Below are 16,125 nucleotides of genomic sequence, written 5' to 3' on the forward strand. Positions count from 1 at the left end.
GAGCATGATGGATCTGGACCGCGTAAACGCATATATGGCCCGTGTGGAGGAGTCGGAGACCAAGACCTTCCAGCCTGTCGGCAGTAAGCTGAAGGTGGGGCTGGACCTTGGCACGGCCTATATCGTTATGGTCGTCCTGGATGAGGAGAACAATCCGATCGCCTGTGAGAAGCAGGCGGCTCAGGTCCTGCGGGACGGCGTGGTAGTGGATTATTCCGGGGCGCTCCGCATCGTCAAGGAACTCAAGGCCAAGCTGGAGGAGCGCCTGGGCACGGAGCTGATGAACTGCGCCATCGCGATGCCTGCGGGCACCGAGTCCAGCGTCAAGACCCACCAGTATGTGGCCGAGGGGGCCGGATTCGAGGTCACGAACGTCCTGGATGAGCCCTCCGCCGCCAACTCGATCTACCAGATCGAGGATGGCGTGGTGGTGGACATCGGCGGCGGGACCACCGGCCTTGCCATCCTGAAGGACGGTAAGGTGGTCCAGATTGAGGATGAGCCCACCGGAGGCACCCATCTCACCTTGGTACTGGCGGGAAATTTCCACGTCCCCTTCCAGGAGGCCGAGGCCATCAAGCAGGATTATTCCCGCCACAAGGAGATTCTGCCGGTGGTAAAGGCGGTCGTCGAGAAGATGGCGTCCATTGTGAACCGCTATATCGATAAGGAACACACCGACGCCATCTATCTGTGCGGCGGCACCTGTTGTCTGACGGGGATCGAAAAGATCTTCGAAAAAGAGACGGGGATCAGGACCATCAAGCCGGCGAACCCGTTCCTGGTGACGCCTGCGGGCATCGCCATGAACTGCAAAATCTGAATGTTTTTAGAAAGGAGGGGAAGGCATGGATCATAATGCCATCGTGGACGAGATCTTGCGGCGCGTAGCCGAGAAGATTTCAGAAGCGGAAGGCGGCAGCGCCGATTGTGGGGAGTGCAGTGACTGCGGCGACAAGCCAGGACTGCTGATCCTCACCCAGGATCACGGTACAGCCTGCCATGCCATGCTGGAAAGCGAGGCCCTGAAAGCCCACTACAGCACGGATTGCGCGCTCATGCACCACTATGAAGTGGATTTGAACAACTTTGAGGCCGTGATCCTCTTCAACCTGACCTGCGACGCCCTTTGTAAGCTGGCGTCGGGCACCTGTGACAGCGCATATACCCGTCTTGCCTCCCAAGCCATCCTCTCAGGTAAAAAGGTCTACATTCCCACCGAAGAGGTGGAGTTGTACCAGTACAAGGAGACGGCACCCGCTGCCTACTATCATATGATGCAGCAGAAGCTGGATCTGTTGGTGGCCTCCGGCGTGGTCGTCTGTGCGCAGGCCAGCCTGGAACAGGTCATTCTCGGCGCGGCGGAACCCGCCCCTGTTCCGGCGGCAGCGCCTGCGGTGCCGGAGTGCGCCTGCTCGGCGCCGATGTGCGCAGAGCAAAAGGAACTGCGCATCGACAAGCGGGTACTCACCGAAAAGGATCTGATTGAGGCCAATATGGCCGGGGTCACCTGTATCCGCATCAGCGAGAAATGTATCATCACCGCCCTTGCAAAGGACGCCGCCAAAGACCGCGGCATGAGCATCGTCAAGGACGAGGCGTGATGACGCCGGGGATCGGGAGAGCGCCCTGCGCTCTCCCGGACTTGGCCGCCCAACAGTCAAACAGGGGGACAGCATATGAAAGTCGCAAAAGTCATCGGCAACATCTGGGCTACCCGCAAAGAGGAAAAGCTGGCCGGCTATAAGCTGCTCATCGTGCAGCCCATCAATATCCTGGACGGCTCCAAAGACAAGACGCCCATCGTGGCCGCCGATATCATTGGAGCCGGTGTGGGCGAGACGGTCATCATCGTCGGCGGAAGCTCGGCCCGGAGCGCGGCCGGGGACATGGCGGTCCCCGTTGACGCCACTGTGGTGGGTATCGTGGACGACCAGGAGATCGACTCCAGCATTTTGGACTAAGGTAAGGGATTAAGGCGGTGAAAGCATGAATCTGACCGAAGCAGTCAAGGCAGCCGGTATCGTCGGCGCAGGCGGCGCTGGGTTTCCCACCCACGTCAAGCTGAACGCCAAGGCCGAATGCTTTGTGGTCAACGCCGCAGAGTGCGAGCCTCTCATCGAGACAGATAAATATCTGTGCCGCACCTATGCGGACGAGATCATCGCCGCAGTGGCCGCCGTGGCCACCCATCTGGGGGCCGAACGGGCGGTGATCGCATTGAAAGGAAAGTATAGGGCTGAGATTGCCGCACTTTCCGATGCCATCGGGCGCATGGGCGCCCAAGTGGAGATATTTGAGATGGGGACCTTCTATCCCGCAGGCGACGAGCAGACCATGGTCCAGCAGGTCACGGGCCGCTCGGTCCCGGAGCGGGGCCTCCCGCTGGACGTGGGATGCGTAGTGGACAACGTGGGCACCCTGCTCAATATCTTCGACGCCCTGCAGGGTAAAAACGTTACCGATAAGTTCCTCTCCGTGGTGGGCGAGGTAAAGGCTCCCATCATGCTCCACGTTCCCGTGGGCACCGCCATTACCGAGTGTGTGGCGGCGGCAGAGCCGACCATCGGCGCGTATTCTTTGATCCTGGGCGGACCCATGATGGGCAAGGTCCTGGAGGACCAGGCGGCCATTGAGGCAGCTGTGGTCACCAAGACTACTGGCAATATCATTGTCCTTCCCAAGGACCACTATTTGTTCCGCCGGGCAGCACTCCCTATGGCAGCCATCCGGCATCAGACCAGAAGCGCCTGTATTCAGTGCCGCATGTGCACCGACCTCTGCCCCCGCTACCTCATTGGTCACCAGATCCGCCCCAATCTGGTGATGCGGAATCTCTGGCGTGAGGAGGGGATGGAGGACAACGAGGAATATCTTCGGGCGTTTGGAGATGCGGCAAACTGCTGCGACTGCGGCGTTTGTGAGATGTTCGCCTGCCCCATGGGGCTCTCTCCGAGAAAAGTGAACCAGTACATCAAAGGGCAGCTCCGCTCCCGTGGTATCCAGGTCCCGCGGAACATGGAGCCGCAGGCAAGAGAGTTTGTGGATCAGCGGCACACGCCCACGGACCGGCTGGTGGCTCGTCTGGGCCTCAGCCAATATTACGGGCTCCACGCCCATACGTGTAAGGAACTGCACCCAGAGACGGTGTTCGTCGCCTTCTCACAGCACATTGGGAAGCCCGCAATCCCGGTAAAGGCAGCGGGCGACCATGTGGAGAAAGGCGAATTGTTGGCGCAGGCGGCGGAAGGCTTGTCTGCGAATATCCACGCCAGCATTGCCGGCGTGGTGGAGGAGATCACCGAAAAAGGCGCCCGCATCCGCGGTCGGAAGGAGTGAGAAGCATGGGAAACGCCAGCAGACTTGCCATCGGCATGGTGGAACTCAACAGCATCGCCAGGGGCATCGAAACCTGCGATTACATGGTGAAGGCGGCCCAGGTGGACCTCATCCGCTCCTCCACCGTCTGCCCCGGCAAGTACATGATCCTGATCGCCGGCGACACCGGCGACGTAAAAGCCTCCATGGCTGAGGGAATCAAGCGGGGCGGAGAGTGCGTGGTGGACACCCTGACCCTCCCCAACGTGCATCCTCAGGTCATTCAGGCCATCAGCATGACCACGCAGGTAGAAAAGCCGGGTGCCGTGGGCGTTCTGGAGTTTTACTCTGTGGCCTCCGCCATTACGGCCGCCGATGTGGCTGCCAAGGCGGCCAATATCACCCTCATTGAGGTCCGCATCGGCTACGCCATCGGCGGCAAGGGCTATGTGACCCTGACCGGTGATGTGGGTGCGGTCCGGGCGGCTGTGGCCGCGGCGGAGCGGGAGGCGGAGCTCCTGGTGGGTACCACGGTCATCCCCAGGCCGTCGCCTAAGCTATTCCAGTCCCTGCTGTAAGCAAAACGGAGGGGCAGCCCTCCGAAACCGATTCATCAAGAGAAGGAGAAGGAGCATAATATGGATTTTAGTGAACTGATTGCTGCTGCCGACCCCAGTGTCTTTACCGAGAGTATTTCCGCATGGATCTCCGGTATTTCCATCAACTCCGTGATCATGATGATCATGATGATCTTCATGCTCGTAGGCGCCATCGATAAGATCTGCGGCAACAAGCTGGGTTACGGCGAAAAGTTTGAGGAAGGCTTCAACGCCATGGGCCCTCTGGCCATGTCCATGGCCGGCGTTGTGGCGGCCGCCCCGGTGCTGTCCATGCTGCTGGGCCCCATCCTGAAGCCCATTTACGGCATCTTCGGAGCCAGCCCCGCCATGTTCGCCACCACCCTGCTGGCCTGTGACATGGGCGGTTATCCTCTGGCCATGCAGCTGGCCGAGGGCGACGTAGCCATTGGAAACTTTGCCGGCCTGATTCTGGGCACCATGATGGGCCCCACCATCGTGTTTACCATCCCAGTGGCTCTGGGCATCATCAAGAAGGAAGACCGCGGCTATCTGGGTGCCGGCGTCCTGGCCGGTCTCATCACCGTGCCCATTGGCTGTATTGTCGGCGGCCTGATGATGAATACCCTGGCCCCAGAGTATCACCTCAACTTCATCACCATCATCCAGAACCTGATCCCCGTAATCATCATCGCGGCCCTGATCGTCCTCGGCCTGTGGTTCGCCCCCGGTCCCATGATCAACGGCTTTAACAAGTTCGGCACCGGCGTTACCATCGTGATCACCGCCCTCACCGCCATCGCGGTGTTCGAGCAGATCACCGGTATCATGTTCCCCGTGTTCCACATCATGGTGGAGAACCCCGCCGACGGCTCCCGCGGCCTGGACAGCGGCCTGCTGACCTGCGGTCAGATCGCCATCGTCCTCATCGGCGCGTTCCCCATGGTGGAGTGGATCACCCGTACCTTCGGCAAGCCCCTGGAGAAGATCGGCGCCGCTCTGGGCATGAACGAGCAGGGCTCTGCCGGCATGGTGGCCAATCTGGCCAACAACATCGCCATGTTCAACATCATGGGCGAGATGAACCCGAAGGGCAAGCTGCTGAACGTGGCCTTCGCCGTGTCTGCCGCCTTTGTGTTCGGCGATCACCTGGGCTTTACCGCTGGCAACAACCCCGACATGATCTTCCCTGTGATCGTGGGCAAGCTGGTGGCTGGTGTTACCGCCATTATCGTGGCCAATATTCTGGCCCCCAAACTGCTGGCTAAGATCGAGAACGTAAAGTTCTGACAACAAGACCGCCTGGAAAGGTAAGGAATCGCTATGAATGTAAGTGAAGAACTCATCCGCAGCATCGTGGAAAAGGTCCTCTCGGAGACGGCCGCCGCGTCCTCCTGCGGCTGTGGCTTTGAGAAGCACGTCGATCCCAGCGGCGTACTCAGCGTCAAGACCTCCACCGTGAAGCTGGAGCCCTTTGAGGGGCGGAACGACGTCAAGCTCAAGGATGTAGCCACTCTGGAAGAGGCGCCCCGCATGGGTTGCGGCATCATGGAGCTCACCGACGGAGCCGACTTCGAGTGGACCCTGACCTATGACGAGTGGGACATCGTGCTGGAAGGCCGTCTGGAGATCAAGATCGACGGGCGTGTGGTAGGCGGAGATGCCGGAGACGTCATCTACATCCCCAAGGGTAGCCATATCCATTTCAGCACCCCCGATCACGCCAAATACGCCTATACCGTGTTCCCTGCCGACTGGCAGTAAGGAAGCGGGACCTCCTTCCCATCCCCCCGCCGCCCATTGGGCGGCGGGGGGATATTGTCTTTCAGATTTTTCCTTTTCCCCTTGACAGGGGTTGAAGAGGAGATTATAATAAAACCAGCCAAGCTGACAACTGAATCATAAGTGGTACGCAGGTGCTGGTCTCATTTGCTCAAAAGGGAAGTCGGGTGAGAATCCCGCACAAAGCCGTTGCTGTATTGGTGAAGCGGACCCCAAGATGTCACTGGAGTGAGAACTCTGGGAAGGCGGGGAGCGCGTTTGACACCTAAGTCAGAATACCTGCCTGTGTATGGCGCACGAGAGACCTCCTCGCGCTTAGGAGGGTGCAGCCCCTGTGTCACTTCCACAGGGCTATTGCTGTATCCTTGTTAGAGGATACGGCTTTTTTGTTGTCGGCGCTCACTCCTTATGTGACGTGTCAGGTGGCTTCTTCACCTCCCTTTGGACTGGTATGGCGATCCGAAGAAGGACGCGGGCCCGTAGCTGCCACTGCGGGGCCCGCCCATACCAGGAATATCCACCTGTGGGAAGACCGTGGGGCGCTCCGACGTAGGGGTTGCCCCACGGCTTTTTTTCAGATCATATGAGAGAAAGGAGGCGTTTGGTTGAAAAAGCTGATCAGTATGCCGATGACTGCCGGAACGCTGGCGGAGTATCCACCGACCAGGAGCTTGGAGGCAGCTTGCCGACACTTTGATTGCGACGGGCTGGAGGTGATCTGGGGCGGGGAAGACCTGCCGGAGAATATCCCGGAGCATCTCCATGTGGGATACCATCTGACCTTCTTCCCGGACTGGCTGGATTTCTGGCGGGCGGACCGGAGGGCGCTGACCCGCAAGTTTGGGAGCGCGACCGCATGGACCTCCTTTTACGGCGGACCGGAGGGGCCGGACACCCTGTTGAAGCTCTATTCCGAGGATCTCGACCGTGCGGTGCGGTGGGGGGCCGAGTATGTGGTCTTCCACGTCTCGGATGTGTCCGTGGAGGAGGGCTATACCTATCGTTGGGAGCACAGCCATCAGGAGGTCGTCGACGCGGCGCTGGAGGCCATCAACACGCTGCTTTCGGGCCGAAATCTTACACTGGCCTTCCTGGTGGAGAACCAGTGGTGGCCGGGCTTCACCTTCACAATGCCGGCGCTTACCAGGTGCCTGCTGGATGGCATTCAGTATGAGAATAAGGGCATTATGCTGGATACCGGCCATTTGATGAATGCGAACCTGGAGCTCAGGACACAGGAGGAAGGGGCGGACTGGGTCAGCCGAATGCTGGAGGAGCACGGCGGGCTGGGGAGCATGGTCCGGGGAATCCACCTCCACCAGAGCCTCAGCGGCGCCTATGTAAAGGCCCACACAGGCAGCCTGCCGGACCCCTGGCCGGTGGACTATGCGGAGCAGTTCTGCCAGAGCTATCAGCATATCCTGAGCATCGATACCCATCGCCCATGGACCACCCCCGCCGTACGGGCGCTGGTGGAAAGGATCGCTCCGGAATGGCTGGTACATGAGCTCTCTGCGGCGAACCGTGCGGAGCGGGACAAGCGGTTGGAGATCCAAAGCCGGGCTCTGGGCGTTCTTTAGAAAAGAAAGTCCGTTGGGGGAGGGGCGCACGCGGGTGCGTCCCTCTTCCACTGGGAAAATTCCCGGCAAAAGGCCTAAGAAACATTGACAAGAGCCCAAGGTTTGTGTATAATTCAAATAACGTCAAGCGGGTCACGCGAAAGAGCGGATCTGCCTGTTATGCGAGATGTGCGGAAGCGTCTTGAGCACCCGTCCGGTGTTTGAGTGCGCTTTTTTTGTTGTTGAAAGGCCCCTTGGGGGATGTGTGGTGGAATATGCAGGCAAAGGGAAACTATGTTGTCCTGGCAGACAGCAGCGCGGAGGACCGCGGGAGACTGCGGGGGATTTTGGAGCGGGGCGGATATACGGTCGCCGGAGAAGCCAACGACGGCGTGGAGCTGGTCCAGCTCTGTGAGGCGCTTCGGCCGGAGACGGTCTTTCTGGATATCCCCCTGCGCTATCTGGATGGCCTTTCGGCGGCCGCCTACCTGCGAAAGGAGCATTTGGCGGAGCTGGTCTTCTTTGTGACAGGGCGGTCGGACGAAAGGCTGGTGTCCGCAGCCAGAGATCTGGGAGCGGGAGGTTATCTGGTAAAGCCGGTGACGGAAAAACAGCTACTGCCGGGGTTGGCCGCAGCTCTGGCGCGGAACAGAGCCATGGAGCGCATCCGGCAGGACTGTGCCGAAGTCGAACGGCAGATCAGTGAGCACCGGACGCTGGAGCGGGCCAAATGTGCCGTCATGGAGCGGGAGAAGCTCAATGCGGGGGATGCGCTGGACTTTCTGCGGAGGGTGGCGGAGGAGAAGCGGATGCCTCTTTTGAAAATCGCGGAGCTTTTCACCGTGCTGCCCGGGGCCAATCCGGAGCAGTGAGCGGTCTGCTGGCCAGGGAGAGCTCTATGTTCAGGTTCGACAGGGTGTCGATCGAAAACGACATGCTTGGGCGGGGAAAACCACCGTCCGTATGACCCTTCCCGGGTTTTCAAACAGAGCCCGGGTCGTTACGATGAGGAGGAAACAAATATGAAGCGGGATCCTGTAAGAGCAAGTGTCCTGGCGACCAAGATCATTCCCAATGTGGCCGCCGATCTGGCCAAGGAGCTGGGCCTTCTGCCTGGTGAGAAGTCCCTGGCCCTGGTCACGTCCGACTGTGATGATGTGACCTATACCGCCCTGGACGAGGCCACGAAGAAGGCCGACTGCCGCGTGGCATATGCCAAGAGCTTCTACGCCGGCGCGGCCAACGCCAACACCAAGCTGGCCGGCGAGATCATCGGCATCCTGGCCGCCCCCAACCCCGCAGAGGCGAAGGCCGGTCTGGCCGCCTGCGTGGATATGATCGAGAACGTGTGCCACTTCGTCTCGGCCAATGAGGACGACACCATCGTGTACTATGCCCACTGCATCTCTCGCACGGGTTCCTACCTGTCCGAGGGAGCGGGGATCGCGGAGGGAGAGGCGCTGGCGTATCTGATCGCGCCCCCTCTGGAGGCGATGTACGGAGTGGATGCGGCGCTGAAGGCGGCGGATGTGCGCCTGTGCGTGCTGTACGCGCCCCCCAGCGAGACCAACTTCGGCGGGGGCCTGCTGACAGGCAGCCAGTCCGCCTGTAAGTCCGCCTGCGACGCCTTCGCCGCCGCGGTGGAGTTCGTGGCCGACAATCCCATCGACTGAGCATACGGCTGGATTGCCCCGCGCACAGCCGTACGGGGAGGCCGAGGCTGAAAAGAATGTGACGGGGGGATGGATATGGCGGACCAGGAACGTGAGAAGACCGTCCTTCTGGTGGACGACGACCGCCCGATCCGGGAGGGGCTGCGACGTTTTTTCGACGGAACGTCCTACCGCGTGGCGGGGGAGGCCGCCGACGGGATGGCAGCGGTGGCGCTGTGCCGGAAGCTGCGGCCCGACCTGGTGCTTTTGGATGTGAAAATGCCCCTGCTGAACGGGATCGACGCCGCGCGGCTGATTCGGGAGGAGCGCAGCGCCCGGTGCATCGTGATGCTTACCTCCTTTGATGACCAGTCCTGCGTGGAGCAGGCCCTCGCGGCGGGGGCCGCGGGCTATCTCACAAAGCCTTTGCGGGCGGAGGACATCCTGCCCACCCTGGAGCTCTGTCTGAGCCATACCAAGGAGTATTATCTGCTGGAGAAGAACTGCGGAAGCCTGAAGCGTCGGCTGGCCAGCCGGGAGATCGTGGATCTGGCCAAGCTGACCGTCATGGAGGAGCGCGGTCTTACCGAGGAGGAGGCCTATGTGCTGATCCGGGAGCTGAGCCGGCGAAAAAACCTCTCCATGGAGCAGGTTGCGCGTTCGATCCTGGAGAAAGGGGAGGCGCCCCTGTGAATCAGATTACCCGTATTTTGTGCCAGAAGTATACCGATCTCACCGACGATGAGATCTCTTACCTGGAAGAGTATAATAAGACGCTCCAGGCCCTGGCCAACGCCGCCCAGGCCGATGTGTTCATTGATTGCCGCTCCTGCACGGGGAAGTCGGCCATCGTGGTGGGGGAGGCCAAGCCCCAGACGGTGGCCTCGTCCTACTCCAAGCCGCTGCTGGGAATGCCTATGAATTGGCTGGACGAGCCGGCCATGGAGCGTTCCTTTCGGTTGGGGGTGCCCACGATCGGAAGAAAGGCCGTGTCGGTCCCCGAAAATGGAAGAGTGGTCCAGACCGTGGAGCCCATTTTTTTCGAGGGGCGGCTCATTGCTGTATTGATCTATGAAAAGAAAGCGTCGCTGGCGCCGGAGGTGATCTCCTCTGTGCCGGATGGGGATAGGTCCTTCCAGGCGGGGGACAGTCAATGGCTGGCCCAGGTCATTGATGAGGCTGTGCTGCTGGTGGACACCGGAAATATGGTTTGCGCGTGCAACAGTGCGGCCCGGGAACTTTATCGGCGGCTGGGCTATGTCAGCGATATTTTGGGAATGTCTGCGGCCAACATCCTGTTGGATGTGGAAGGCGCAGAGGCGGATGGAGGCTGGCGGGAGATCGCCACCGGCGACTGTGTCCTGCGCTACCGTCAGGTGGAGCTGGAGCGGGACAACATCCGCTATGCGCTGGTCATTCAAGATATCACCGAACTCCGGCGGCAGGAGAAGGAGGCCAGACTCCAGGCCATGGCCGTCCGGGAGCTCCGCCATCGGATGAAAAACAGCATCCAGCTCCTGGCCTCCCTCCTCCGCTACCAAGAGGAGAACGCGGCGCTTCCAGAGGTGCAGTCCGTTTTGCGGGATACCGCCGGACGCATTTTATCTCTCAATATTACGCTGGAGGAGGCCCTGGCACAAAATGCGCAGGATGAACTCTCCCTGCGGGGGGTGCTGGAGCGGGTGCGCACCAATATTCTGCAAAACTCATTGGGGCCAGCCCGGCCTGTGACCATCCGGGTCTGTGGAGACGATCTGCGTGTCTCCGCCGAGGCGGCCTCTGCGATCTCCCTGGTAGTCAACGAGCTGGTGCAGAACGCGGTCAAACACGCGTTCCCGGCCGGGCGCGCGGGTGTTATCCTCATTGAACTCATCAAAACGCCGCTGTTCTCCCGCATCTCGGTCCGGGATAACGGCGTGGGCATGGACCCGGACCGGGCGGAAGGGGATACCCTTGGCCTGGGGCTGGTCCGCACCATGGTCCGGGAGAAGCTGAACGGTGAGCTGACCATTCAATCCGACAAAGGAGGGACCACGGTAGTTTTTGATTTTATCGCCTGAACGCAAAAAATAGAGAGCCCCATGCCGACCTAAAGAAAGGCGGCGAAGGACGGGCCGAAGCGATGCAGCTCGGAGACAGCGGAAACCGCTGCCTCTGAGCTTTTTTGCTTTTTTGTCCCGAAAATCACAGCATAAAAAGGAAGGGAGTACCGAGCATGAAGCTGAAAACGAGCCTCAACGGAAAGACCTATGAGTTCAAAAGCATTGCGGATGTCCTCGCCAAGGCCAACGAGCCCAAGTCCGCGGACCGCTTCCAGGGGATCGCGGCGGAGACGGCCTCCGAGCGCGTGGCGGCCAAGATCGTCCTCTCGGAGATGACGGTGGAGGAGCTCACAGAACATCCCACGCTGCCCTATGAGACGGATGAGGTCACCCGAGTGAACCTTGACGGGCTGAACCGCCCCATGTATGAGCGGTTCAAGAGCAAGACCATCGGCGAGCTGCGGGAGTGGGTCCTGGACCACCGCACTACCAGCGAGGAGCTGGGCCGGGCCGGACGGGCCTTCACCGGAGAGGTGGTGGCCGCCGTGGCAAAGCTGATGTCCACCCTGGACCTGGTGTATGGGGCCAGCAAGATCCACCGGCCCACCAAGTGCGTGACCGAAATCGGACTTCCCGGAACACTGTCCTATCGGTTGCAGGCAAATAGCCCTACAGACGATGTGCAGGGAATTTTGATCGGTGTGATGGAAGGGCTCACCTACGGCAGCGGAGATGCCTGCCTGGGCATCAATCCTGTGACCGACGACCCGGAGACCACTAGGCGGATCGCGGACGGCCTGTGGAACCTGGTGGTCAAGAACAGCATTCCAACTCAGATTACCGTACTCTCCCATATCACCACACAGATGGAGTCGGTACGGCAGGGCGCGCCGCTGTCTATGTTCTTCCAGTCCATCGCCGGGACCCAGGAGGCCAATGACAATTTCGGCGTGAACCGCGCGCTTTTGGAGGAGGCATACGCGCTGGCGAGGGAGAAATGCACCGGCCTGGGCCCCAATCTCCTCTACTTTGAGACCGGGCAGGGCTCCGAGGCGTCCATCGGCGCCGACGGCGGCGTGGATGAGATGACGCTGGAGGCAAGGACCTACGGTTTTGGCCGGTACTTCAACCCGTTCATGGTCAATAATGTCTCCGGCTTTATCGGGCCCGAGACCTTGTACGACGGCAAGGAGATGATCCGGGCCAATCTGGAGGACCACTTTATGGGCAAGCTCATCGGTCTGCCCATGGGTATGGCGCCCTGCTACACCAACCACACCTCCATCACCCAGGACGACCAGGAGATGGCCACCGCGCTGCTGGCCATGGCGGGAGCCAATTACTATATGGGCGTTCCCGTGGGAGACGACGTGATGCTCTCTTACCAGGACACCAGCTTTCATGACGACGCCACCCTGCGGGAGCTGACCCACCGGCTGCCCGCACCGGAATTCCACAGGTGGATGATGAAGATGGACCTGATGGACGAAAATGGTATCCTCACCGCCCGGGCGGGCGACGGCTCTATTTTCCTGAAATAAGGGAGGGGAGAGATCATGATGAATACAGAGCAACTGACAGAACTGATCCGAAAGGCCGTACAGGAGGTGACGGGCGGGATACCGCCGGTATCTCCTGCCGTTGATCCCGGCGAGGTGCCCGACCTCTCCAAAGTGGACTTGCGGGCCGAGCTGGCTGTACCTGACCCGGCCAACGCCGAGGAGTATCTCAACATGAAGGCCCGTACCCCGGCTCGGCTGGGCGTATGGCGGGCGGGACCGCGCTACAGGACCAAGACATACCTGCGCTTCCGCGCAGACCATGCGGTGGCGATGGACGCGGTGTTTACCGACGTCCCCGAGGACTTCCTGGCAGCCAACGGGCTCTTTCAGGTCACTACGCGGTGCACCTCCAAGGATGAATTTCTCACGCGGCCCGACTTGGGACGGCTCCTCGACCCGGATACCGTCGCCACGCTGAAGAGCAAATGCAAGGCGAATCCCCAGGTGCAGGTGTACGTATCCGACGGGCTTTCCAGTACAGCTGTGGAGGCCAATATCCCCGATCTGCTGCCGGCGCTGCTGCAGGGCCTCAAATCCCAGCACATCGAGGCGGGGACTCCCTTCTATGTAAAGTATGGGCGGGTCGGGGCCATGGATGAGGTGGCCAAGGCCTTGGGCAGTGAGGTCACCATTGTCCTATTGGGAGAGCGTCCGGGGCTGGCCACTGGAGAATCCCTCAGCGCCTATATGACCTACAGGGGCTATCCGGGGATGCCGGAGGCGGGCCGCACGGTGGTCTCCAACATCTACCAGGGTGGCACCAACCCGGCTGAGGCGGGCGCCCATATTGCCTCCATCGCAAAAAAAATGCTGGAACAAAAGGCCAGCGGCGTAGATCTGAAGATGTAAATACGGTGGAAAGAGCGGGCGGCGCTTGCCGCCCGCTCTTCTGCCACATATGCCGCCGGGAGGCAGGCGGGTTTTGATTGCCCGCTTCTTGCGCGCAGTGGACCCGGTGTGGTACACTGAAAGCAAAAACGGGAGAACATATCGATGCAGATCATCATCTCACCGGCGAAAAAAATGAAGGAAGATATCGATTCCTTTGCCTGCAGAGACCTGCCCGCGCTGTTGCCCAGGACGAGGGTCCTGCTGCGCCATCTGAGGGGGCTGGACGTTCCGTCCCTCCGGAAGCTGCTCTCCTGCAATGACCAGATTGCGGAACTCAATTATGTCCGCTTTCAGACCATGGATCTGGAGCGGGACCTCACTCCGGCGCTGCTGGCCTACGAAGGCATCCAATACCGCTACATGGCGCCAGCAGTCTTTACCAGCGACGAGCTGGAGTATGTGCAGGAGCATTTGCGCATCCTCTCCGGTTTTTACGGGGTCCTGCGGCCCTTTGATGGAGTGCGGCCCTACCGCCTGGAGATGCAGGCCAAGCTGAAGACGGATTTCTGTGCAAGCCTGTATGATTTCTGGGGGGAGGACTTGGAGAGGCAGTTGGACGGGGAGGGGGTGTTGCTGAATCTCGCTTCTGCGGAGTACAGCCGCAGCGTGCTGCCCCACCTGCCGCCCGGCATTCGGGTAATAACGCCCATATTCGGTGAGCGGAACGGTGCGGAAAGGGTCGTGGAGAAGGGTGTGTATGTAAAAATGGCCCGGGGAGAGATGGTCCGCTTCCTGGCGGAACAGGGGACCGACGAGCCGGACGCGCTGACTGAATTTGATCGGCTGGGCTTCCGCTGCTGTTCGGAGTTGTCGACTCCGGAGCGGCCGGTTTTCCTGCGGACATAATTTGTAAAGTTCGTGTAAAAGCCATTGACGGGCATGTAAAGGTTGGGTATACTTTATTCTGTCGAAAACCGCGTTTTGGAAAGAAAGGGCTTTTGGTACGATGCTGGACGACGCCGAACAGAGGGATGTCGGGCTCACTCAAAAACAGAATCGCTTCCTCGGCCTTGTTGAAAAGACATAACCTGCGTTCCCGATCCGGGGCCGCGGGCTATGTCTTCTTCCATCTGTGGACAGAAAAGGAGTAGAGAGCATGGATATTACGAATATTCTGGGTCTGCTGGGGGGGCTTGCCCTGTTCCTCCACGGGATGCAGATGATGAGCTCCGGCCTGGAGGCTGCGGCGGGCAATCGAATGAAGGGGATACTGGAAAAGCTCACGGCCAACCGACTGCTGGGCATACTGGTGGGCGCGGTCATCACTGCGGTCATCCAGTCCTCCTCTGCCACGACCGTGATGGTGGTGGGCTTTGTCAACTCGGGCATGATGACCCTGCGGCAGGCGGTATGGATCATTATGGGGGCCAATATCGGCACCACCATCACCGGACAACTGATCGCCCTGGATGTGGGAGTGCTGGCGCCGCTCTTCGCCTTTATCGGCGTGGCGATGATGGTGTTTTTGAAAAAGCCTCAGAGCCACCACTTCGGCAGCATCATCGGCGGCTTGGGCGTATTGTTCATCGGGATGGATATGATGAGCGCCTCCATGGCGCCGCTGCGGGAGATGCCCGGGTTCGTAAGCCTGATGACCACCTTCTCCAATCCTGTGATCGGGATCTTGGCCGGCGCGCTGTTTACTGCGGTCATTCAGTCCTCCTCGGCCTCGGTGGGTATCTTGCAGGCGCTGGCCAACAGTGGAGTCATCGGGCTCCCCAGCGCGGTATATGTGCTTTTCGGGCAGAACATCGGCACATGCATCACCGCTGTGCTGGCCTCCATCGGCACCAGCCGCAATGCCAAGCGGGCCACCATCATCCATCTGATGTTCAACGTTATCGGGACCATTCTGTTCACAGTTCTGTGTATCCTCACCCCCCTGGTGGGCGTGGTCCAGGGGATCACGCCCACGAACCCGGCCGCGCAGATCGCCAATATGCATACAATTTTTAATATTGTCACCACACTGATCCTGCTGCCGCTGGGCAACGGGCTGGTGAGCGCGGCCATGCATATTCTGCCTGAGCGAAAGCAGGATATGGAGGAGGGGATGCACCTTATGTATCTCACACCCATCAAGGCCAATCAGGACCGGGCCATCGGTGTGTCCGCTATCTATATTACACAGCTCAAGCAGGAGCTGGAGCGGATGCTGGCGATGGCAAAGGAGAATGTGGCCACTGCCTTTCAGGCCGTACTGGACCGGGAGCCGGCTCTCATCCAGCGGGAGGAGACGGTGGAGGAGTATATCGATTTTCTGAATAAGGAGATCTCACAGTTTATCTCCCATGTGATCGTCCATGAGACCAACGAGGCGGATTCCGCGGCGGTAAGCGCCTATTTCAAAATTACTGGAAATATCGAACGGATCGGCGACCACGCCATGAACATCTGCGGCTATAGCGCGCTGTTGAAGGAAAAGAACGTCCATTTCTCCCAAGAGGCCCGGGAGGAGATCGCAGAGATGCGGAGCGTCTGCATGGAGGCGATAGACGCGCTGGGGACAGACGTATCGGACGCGGTGAGCTGGCTCACCGGGGTGGCGGCGCTGGAGCAGAAGATGGACGATATGACGAGCCAATACCGCCAGAGCCAGCTGAACCGTATGAAAAGCGGGACATGCTCGGATGAAGGGTGCATCCTCTTCTCGGAGATGCTTACAGATTTTGAGCGGATCGGCGACCATGTGCTCAATATTGCCCAGGAGCGTTCCGGCGCCAGCCTGAGCTAGAGTGGGC

At 60.0% G+C, this 16,125-nt stretch carries 16 protein-coding genes and 1 riboswitch; all 16 genes read left to right on the top strand.

All coding sequences use genetic code 11. The annotated features are described in order from the left end of the window. The first annotated feature begins 4 nt into the window (after nucleotides 1-4). The 16 genes from eutJ (at nucleotide 5) to SRB521_RS04485 (ending at nucleotide 16,118) form a co-directional block, all read left to right on the top strand. Nucleotides 5-823: an ethanolamine utilization protein EutJ gene (gene eutJ, locus SRB521_RS04410; RefSeq protein WP_075704324.1), complete on the top strand. Its 819-nt coding sequence runs from the start codon at nucleotides 5-7 to the stop codon at nucleotides 821-823. Between the two features lie 25 nt (nucleotides 824-848). Further along, entirely contained in the window at nucleotides 849-1,604 is a 756-nt protein-coding gene (locus SRB521_RS04415; RefSeq protein WP_075704323.1) for a hypothetical protein, read from the top strand. Nucleotides 1,605-1,679: 75 nt separating this feature from the next. Next, nucleotides 1,680-1,964 (top strand): EutN/CcmL family microcompartment protein, encoded by a 285-nt coding sequence (locus tag SRB521_RS04420; protein WP_033119382.1) that lies wholly within the window; start codon nucleotides 1,680-1,682, stop codon nucleotides 1,962-1,964. A 25-nt stretch (nucleotides 1,965-1,989) separates the two neighbouring features. Then, a complete protein-coding gene (locus SRB521_RS04425; protein ID WP_116722264.1) occupies nucleotides 1,990-3,339 on the top strand; it encodes a 4Fe-4S dicluster domain-containing protein in 1,350 nt (449 codons plus the stop codon). Nucleotides 3,340-3,344: 5 nt separating this feature from the next. Further along, nucleotides 3,345-3,896 (top strand): BMC domain-containing protein, encoded by a 552-nt coding sequence (locus tag SRB521_RS04430; protein WP_033119380.1) that lies wholly within the window; start codon nucleotides 3,345-3,347, stop codon nucleotides 3,894-3,896. A 60-nt stretch (nucleotides 3,897-3,956) separates the two neighbouring features. Then, a complete protein-coding gene (locus SRB521_RS04435) occupies nucleotides 3,957-5,186 on the top strand; it encodes an ethanolamine utilization protein EutH (RefSeq protein ID WP_033119379.1) in 1,230 nt (409 codons plus the stop codon). 33 nt (nucleotides 5,187-5,219) lie between these two features. Then, entirely contained in the window at nucleotides 5,220-5,660 is a 441-nt protein-coding gene (locus SRB521_RS04440) for a cupin domain-containing protein (RefSeq protein WP_033119378.1), read from the top strand. A gap of 133 nt (nucleotides 5,661-5,793) precedes the next feature. After that, nucleotides 5,794-5,979, top strand: a riboswitch (cobalamin riboswitch). Nucleotides 5,980-6,283: 304 nt separating this feature from the next. Further along, nucleotides 6,284-7,258 carry an apurinic/apyrimidinic endonuclease family protein gene (locus tag SRB521_RS04445; protein ID WP_165366559.1) on the top strand — a complete coding sequence of 325 codons (975 nt, stop codon included), beginning with the start codon at nucleotides 6,284-6,286 and terminating at the stop codon, nucleotides 7,256-7,258. 254 nt (nucleotides 7,259-7,512) lie between these two features. After that, nucleotides 7,513-8,109, top strand: coding sequence for an ANTAR domain-containing response regulator (locus SRB521_RS04450; RefSeq protein WP_075704321.1), 597 nt, complete (start codon nucleotides 7,513-7,515; stop codon nucleotides 8,107-8,109). A gap of 150 nt (nucleotides 8,110-8,259) precedes the next feature. Continuing rightward, nucleotides 8,260-8,910: an ethanolamine utilization microcompartment protein EutL gene (gene eutL / locus SRB521_RS04455; protein WP_129868781.1), complete on the top strand. Its 651-nt coding sequence runs from the start codon at nucleotides 8,260-8,262 to the stop codon at nucleotides 8,908-8,910. Between the two features lie 75 nt (nucleotides 8,911-8,985). Next, the gene (locus tag SRB521_RS04460; RefSeq protein ID WP_116722272.1) at nucleotides 8,986-9,582 is read left to right on the top strand and encodes an ANTAR domain-containing response regulator; all 597 of its coding nucleotides are present in this window, start codon (nucleotides 8,986-8,988) and stop codon (nucleotides 9,580-9,582) included. Further along, nucleotides 9,579-10,949 carry a histidine kinase N-terminal domain-containing protein gene (locus tag SRB521_RS04465; RefSeq protein ID WP_116722265.1) on the top strand — a complete coding sequence of 457 codons (1,371 nt, stop codon included), beginning with the start codon at nucleotides 9,579-9,581 and terminating at the stop codon, nucleotides 10,947-10,949. Before SRB521_RS04460 ends, SRB521_RS04465 begins: the two co-directional genes overlap by 4 nt. A 155-nt stretch (nucleotides 10,950-11,104) precedes the next feature. Beyond that, on the top strand, nucleotides 11,105-12,472 hold the full coding sequence (locus SRB521_RS04470; RefSeq protein WP_075704317.1) for an ethanolamine ammonia-lyase subunit EutB: 1,368 nt from the start codon (nucleotides 11,105-11,107) through the stop codon (nucleotides 12,470-12,472). 18 nt (nucleotides 12,473-12,490) lie between these two features. Then, nucleotides 12,491-13,342 carry an ethanolamine ammonia-lyase subunit EutC gene (eutC, locus tag SRB521_RS04475; protein ID WP_116722273.1) on the top strand — a complete coding sequence of 284 codons (852 nt, stop codon included), beginning with the start codon at nucleotides 12,491-12,493 and terminating at the stop codon, nucleotides 13,340-13,342. Nucleotides 13,343-13,486: 144 nt separating this feature from the next. Continuing rightward, nucleotides 13,487-14,230: a peroxide stress protein YaaA gene (gene yaaA / locus SRB521_RS04480; protein WP_075704315.1), complete on the top strand. Its 744-nt coding sequence runs from the start codon at nucleotides 13,487-13,489 to the stop codon at nucleotides 14,228-14,230. A 250-nt stretch (nucleotides 14,231-14,480) separates the two neighbouring features. Further along, complete coding sequence (locus tag SRB521_RS04485) at nucleotides 14,481-16,118, top strand: Na/Pi cotransporter family protein (RefSeq protein WP_033118012.1); 1,638 nt, start codon at nucleotides 14,481-14,483, stop codon at nucleotides 16,116-16,118. Nucleotides 16,119-16,125 lie beyond the last annotated feature (7 nt).

This window comes from Intestinimonas butyriciproducens, assembly GCF_004154955.1.
Classification (GTDB): Bacteria; Bacillota; Clostridia; order Oscillospirales; family Oscillospiraceae; genus Intestinimonas; species Intestinimonas butyriciproducens.

What these genes read in the sequence shown, in the direction of transcription:
- eutJ (WP_075704324.1), top strand. Translation starts at nt 5, where the DNA reads ATGATGGATCTGGACCGCGTAAACGCATATATGGCCCGTGTGGAGGAG.
- SRB521_RS04415 (WP_075704323.1), top strand. Translation starts at nt 849, where the DNA reads ATGGATCATAATGCCATCGTGGACGAGATCTTGCGGCGCGTAGCCGAG.
- SRB521_RS04420 (WP_033119382.1), top strand. Translation starts at nt 1,680, where the DNA reads ATGAAAGTCGCAAAAGTCATCGGCAACATCTGGGCTACCCGCAAAGAG.
- SRB521_RS04425 (WP_116722264.1), top strand. Translation starts at nt 1,990, where the DNA reads ATGAATCTGACCGAAGCAGTCAAGGCAGCCGGTATCGTCGGCGCAGGC.
- SRB521_RS04430 (WP_033119380.1), top strand. Translation starts at nt 3,345, where the DNA reads ATGGGAAACGCCAGCAGACTTGCCATCGGCATGGTGGAACTCAACAGC.
- SRB521_RS04435 (WP_033119379.1), top strand. Translation starts at nt 3,957, where the DNA reads ATGGATTTTAGTGAACTGATTGCTGCTGCCGACCCCAGTGTCTTTACC.
- SRB521_RS04440 (WP_033119378.1), top strand. Translation starts at nt 5,220, where the DNA reads ATGAATGTAAGTGAAGAACTCATCCGCAGCATCGTGGAAAAGGTCCTC.
- SRB521_RS04450 (WP_075704321.1), top strand. Translation starts at nt 7,513, where the DNA reads ATGCAGGCAAAGGGAAACTATGTTGTCCTGGCAGACAGCAGCGCGGAG.
- eutL (WP_129868781.1), top strand. Translation starts at nt 8,260, where the DNA reads ATGAAGCGGGATCCTGTAAGAGCAAGTGTCCTGGCGACCAAGATCATT.
- SRB521_RS04460 (WP_116722272.1), top strand. Translation starts at nt 8,986, where the DNA reads ATGGCGGACCAGGAACGTGAGAAGACCGTCCTTCTGGTGGACGACGAC.
- SRB521_RS04470 (WP_075704317.1), top strand. Translation starts at nt 11,105, where the DNA reads ATGAAGCTGAAAACGAGCCTCAACGGAAAGACCTATGAGTTCAAAAGC.
- eutC (WP_116722273.1), top strand. Translation starts at nt 12,491, where the DNA reads ATGAATACAGAGCAACTGACAGAACTGATCCGAAAGGCCGTACAGGAG.
- yaaA (WP_075704315.1), top strand. Translation starts at nt 13,487, where the DNA reads ATGCAGATCATCATCTCACCGGCGAAAAAAATGAAGGAAGATATCGAT.
- SRB521_RS04485 (WP_033118012.1), top strand. Translation starts at nt 14,481, where the DNA reads ATGGATATTACGAATATTCTGGGTCTGCTGGGGGGGCTTGCCCTGTTC.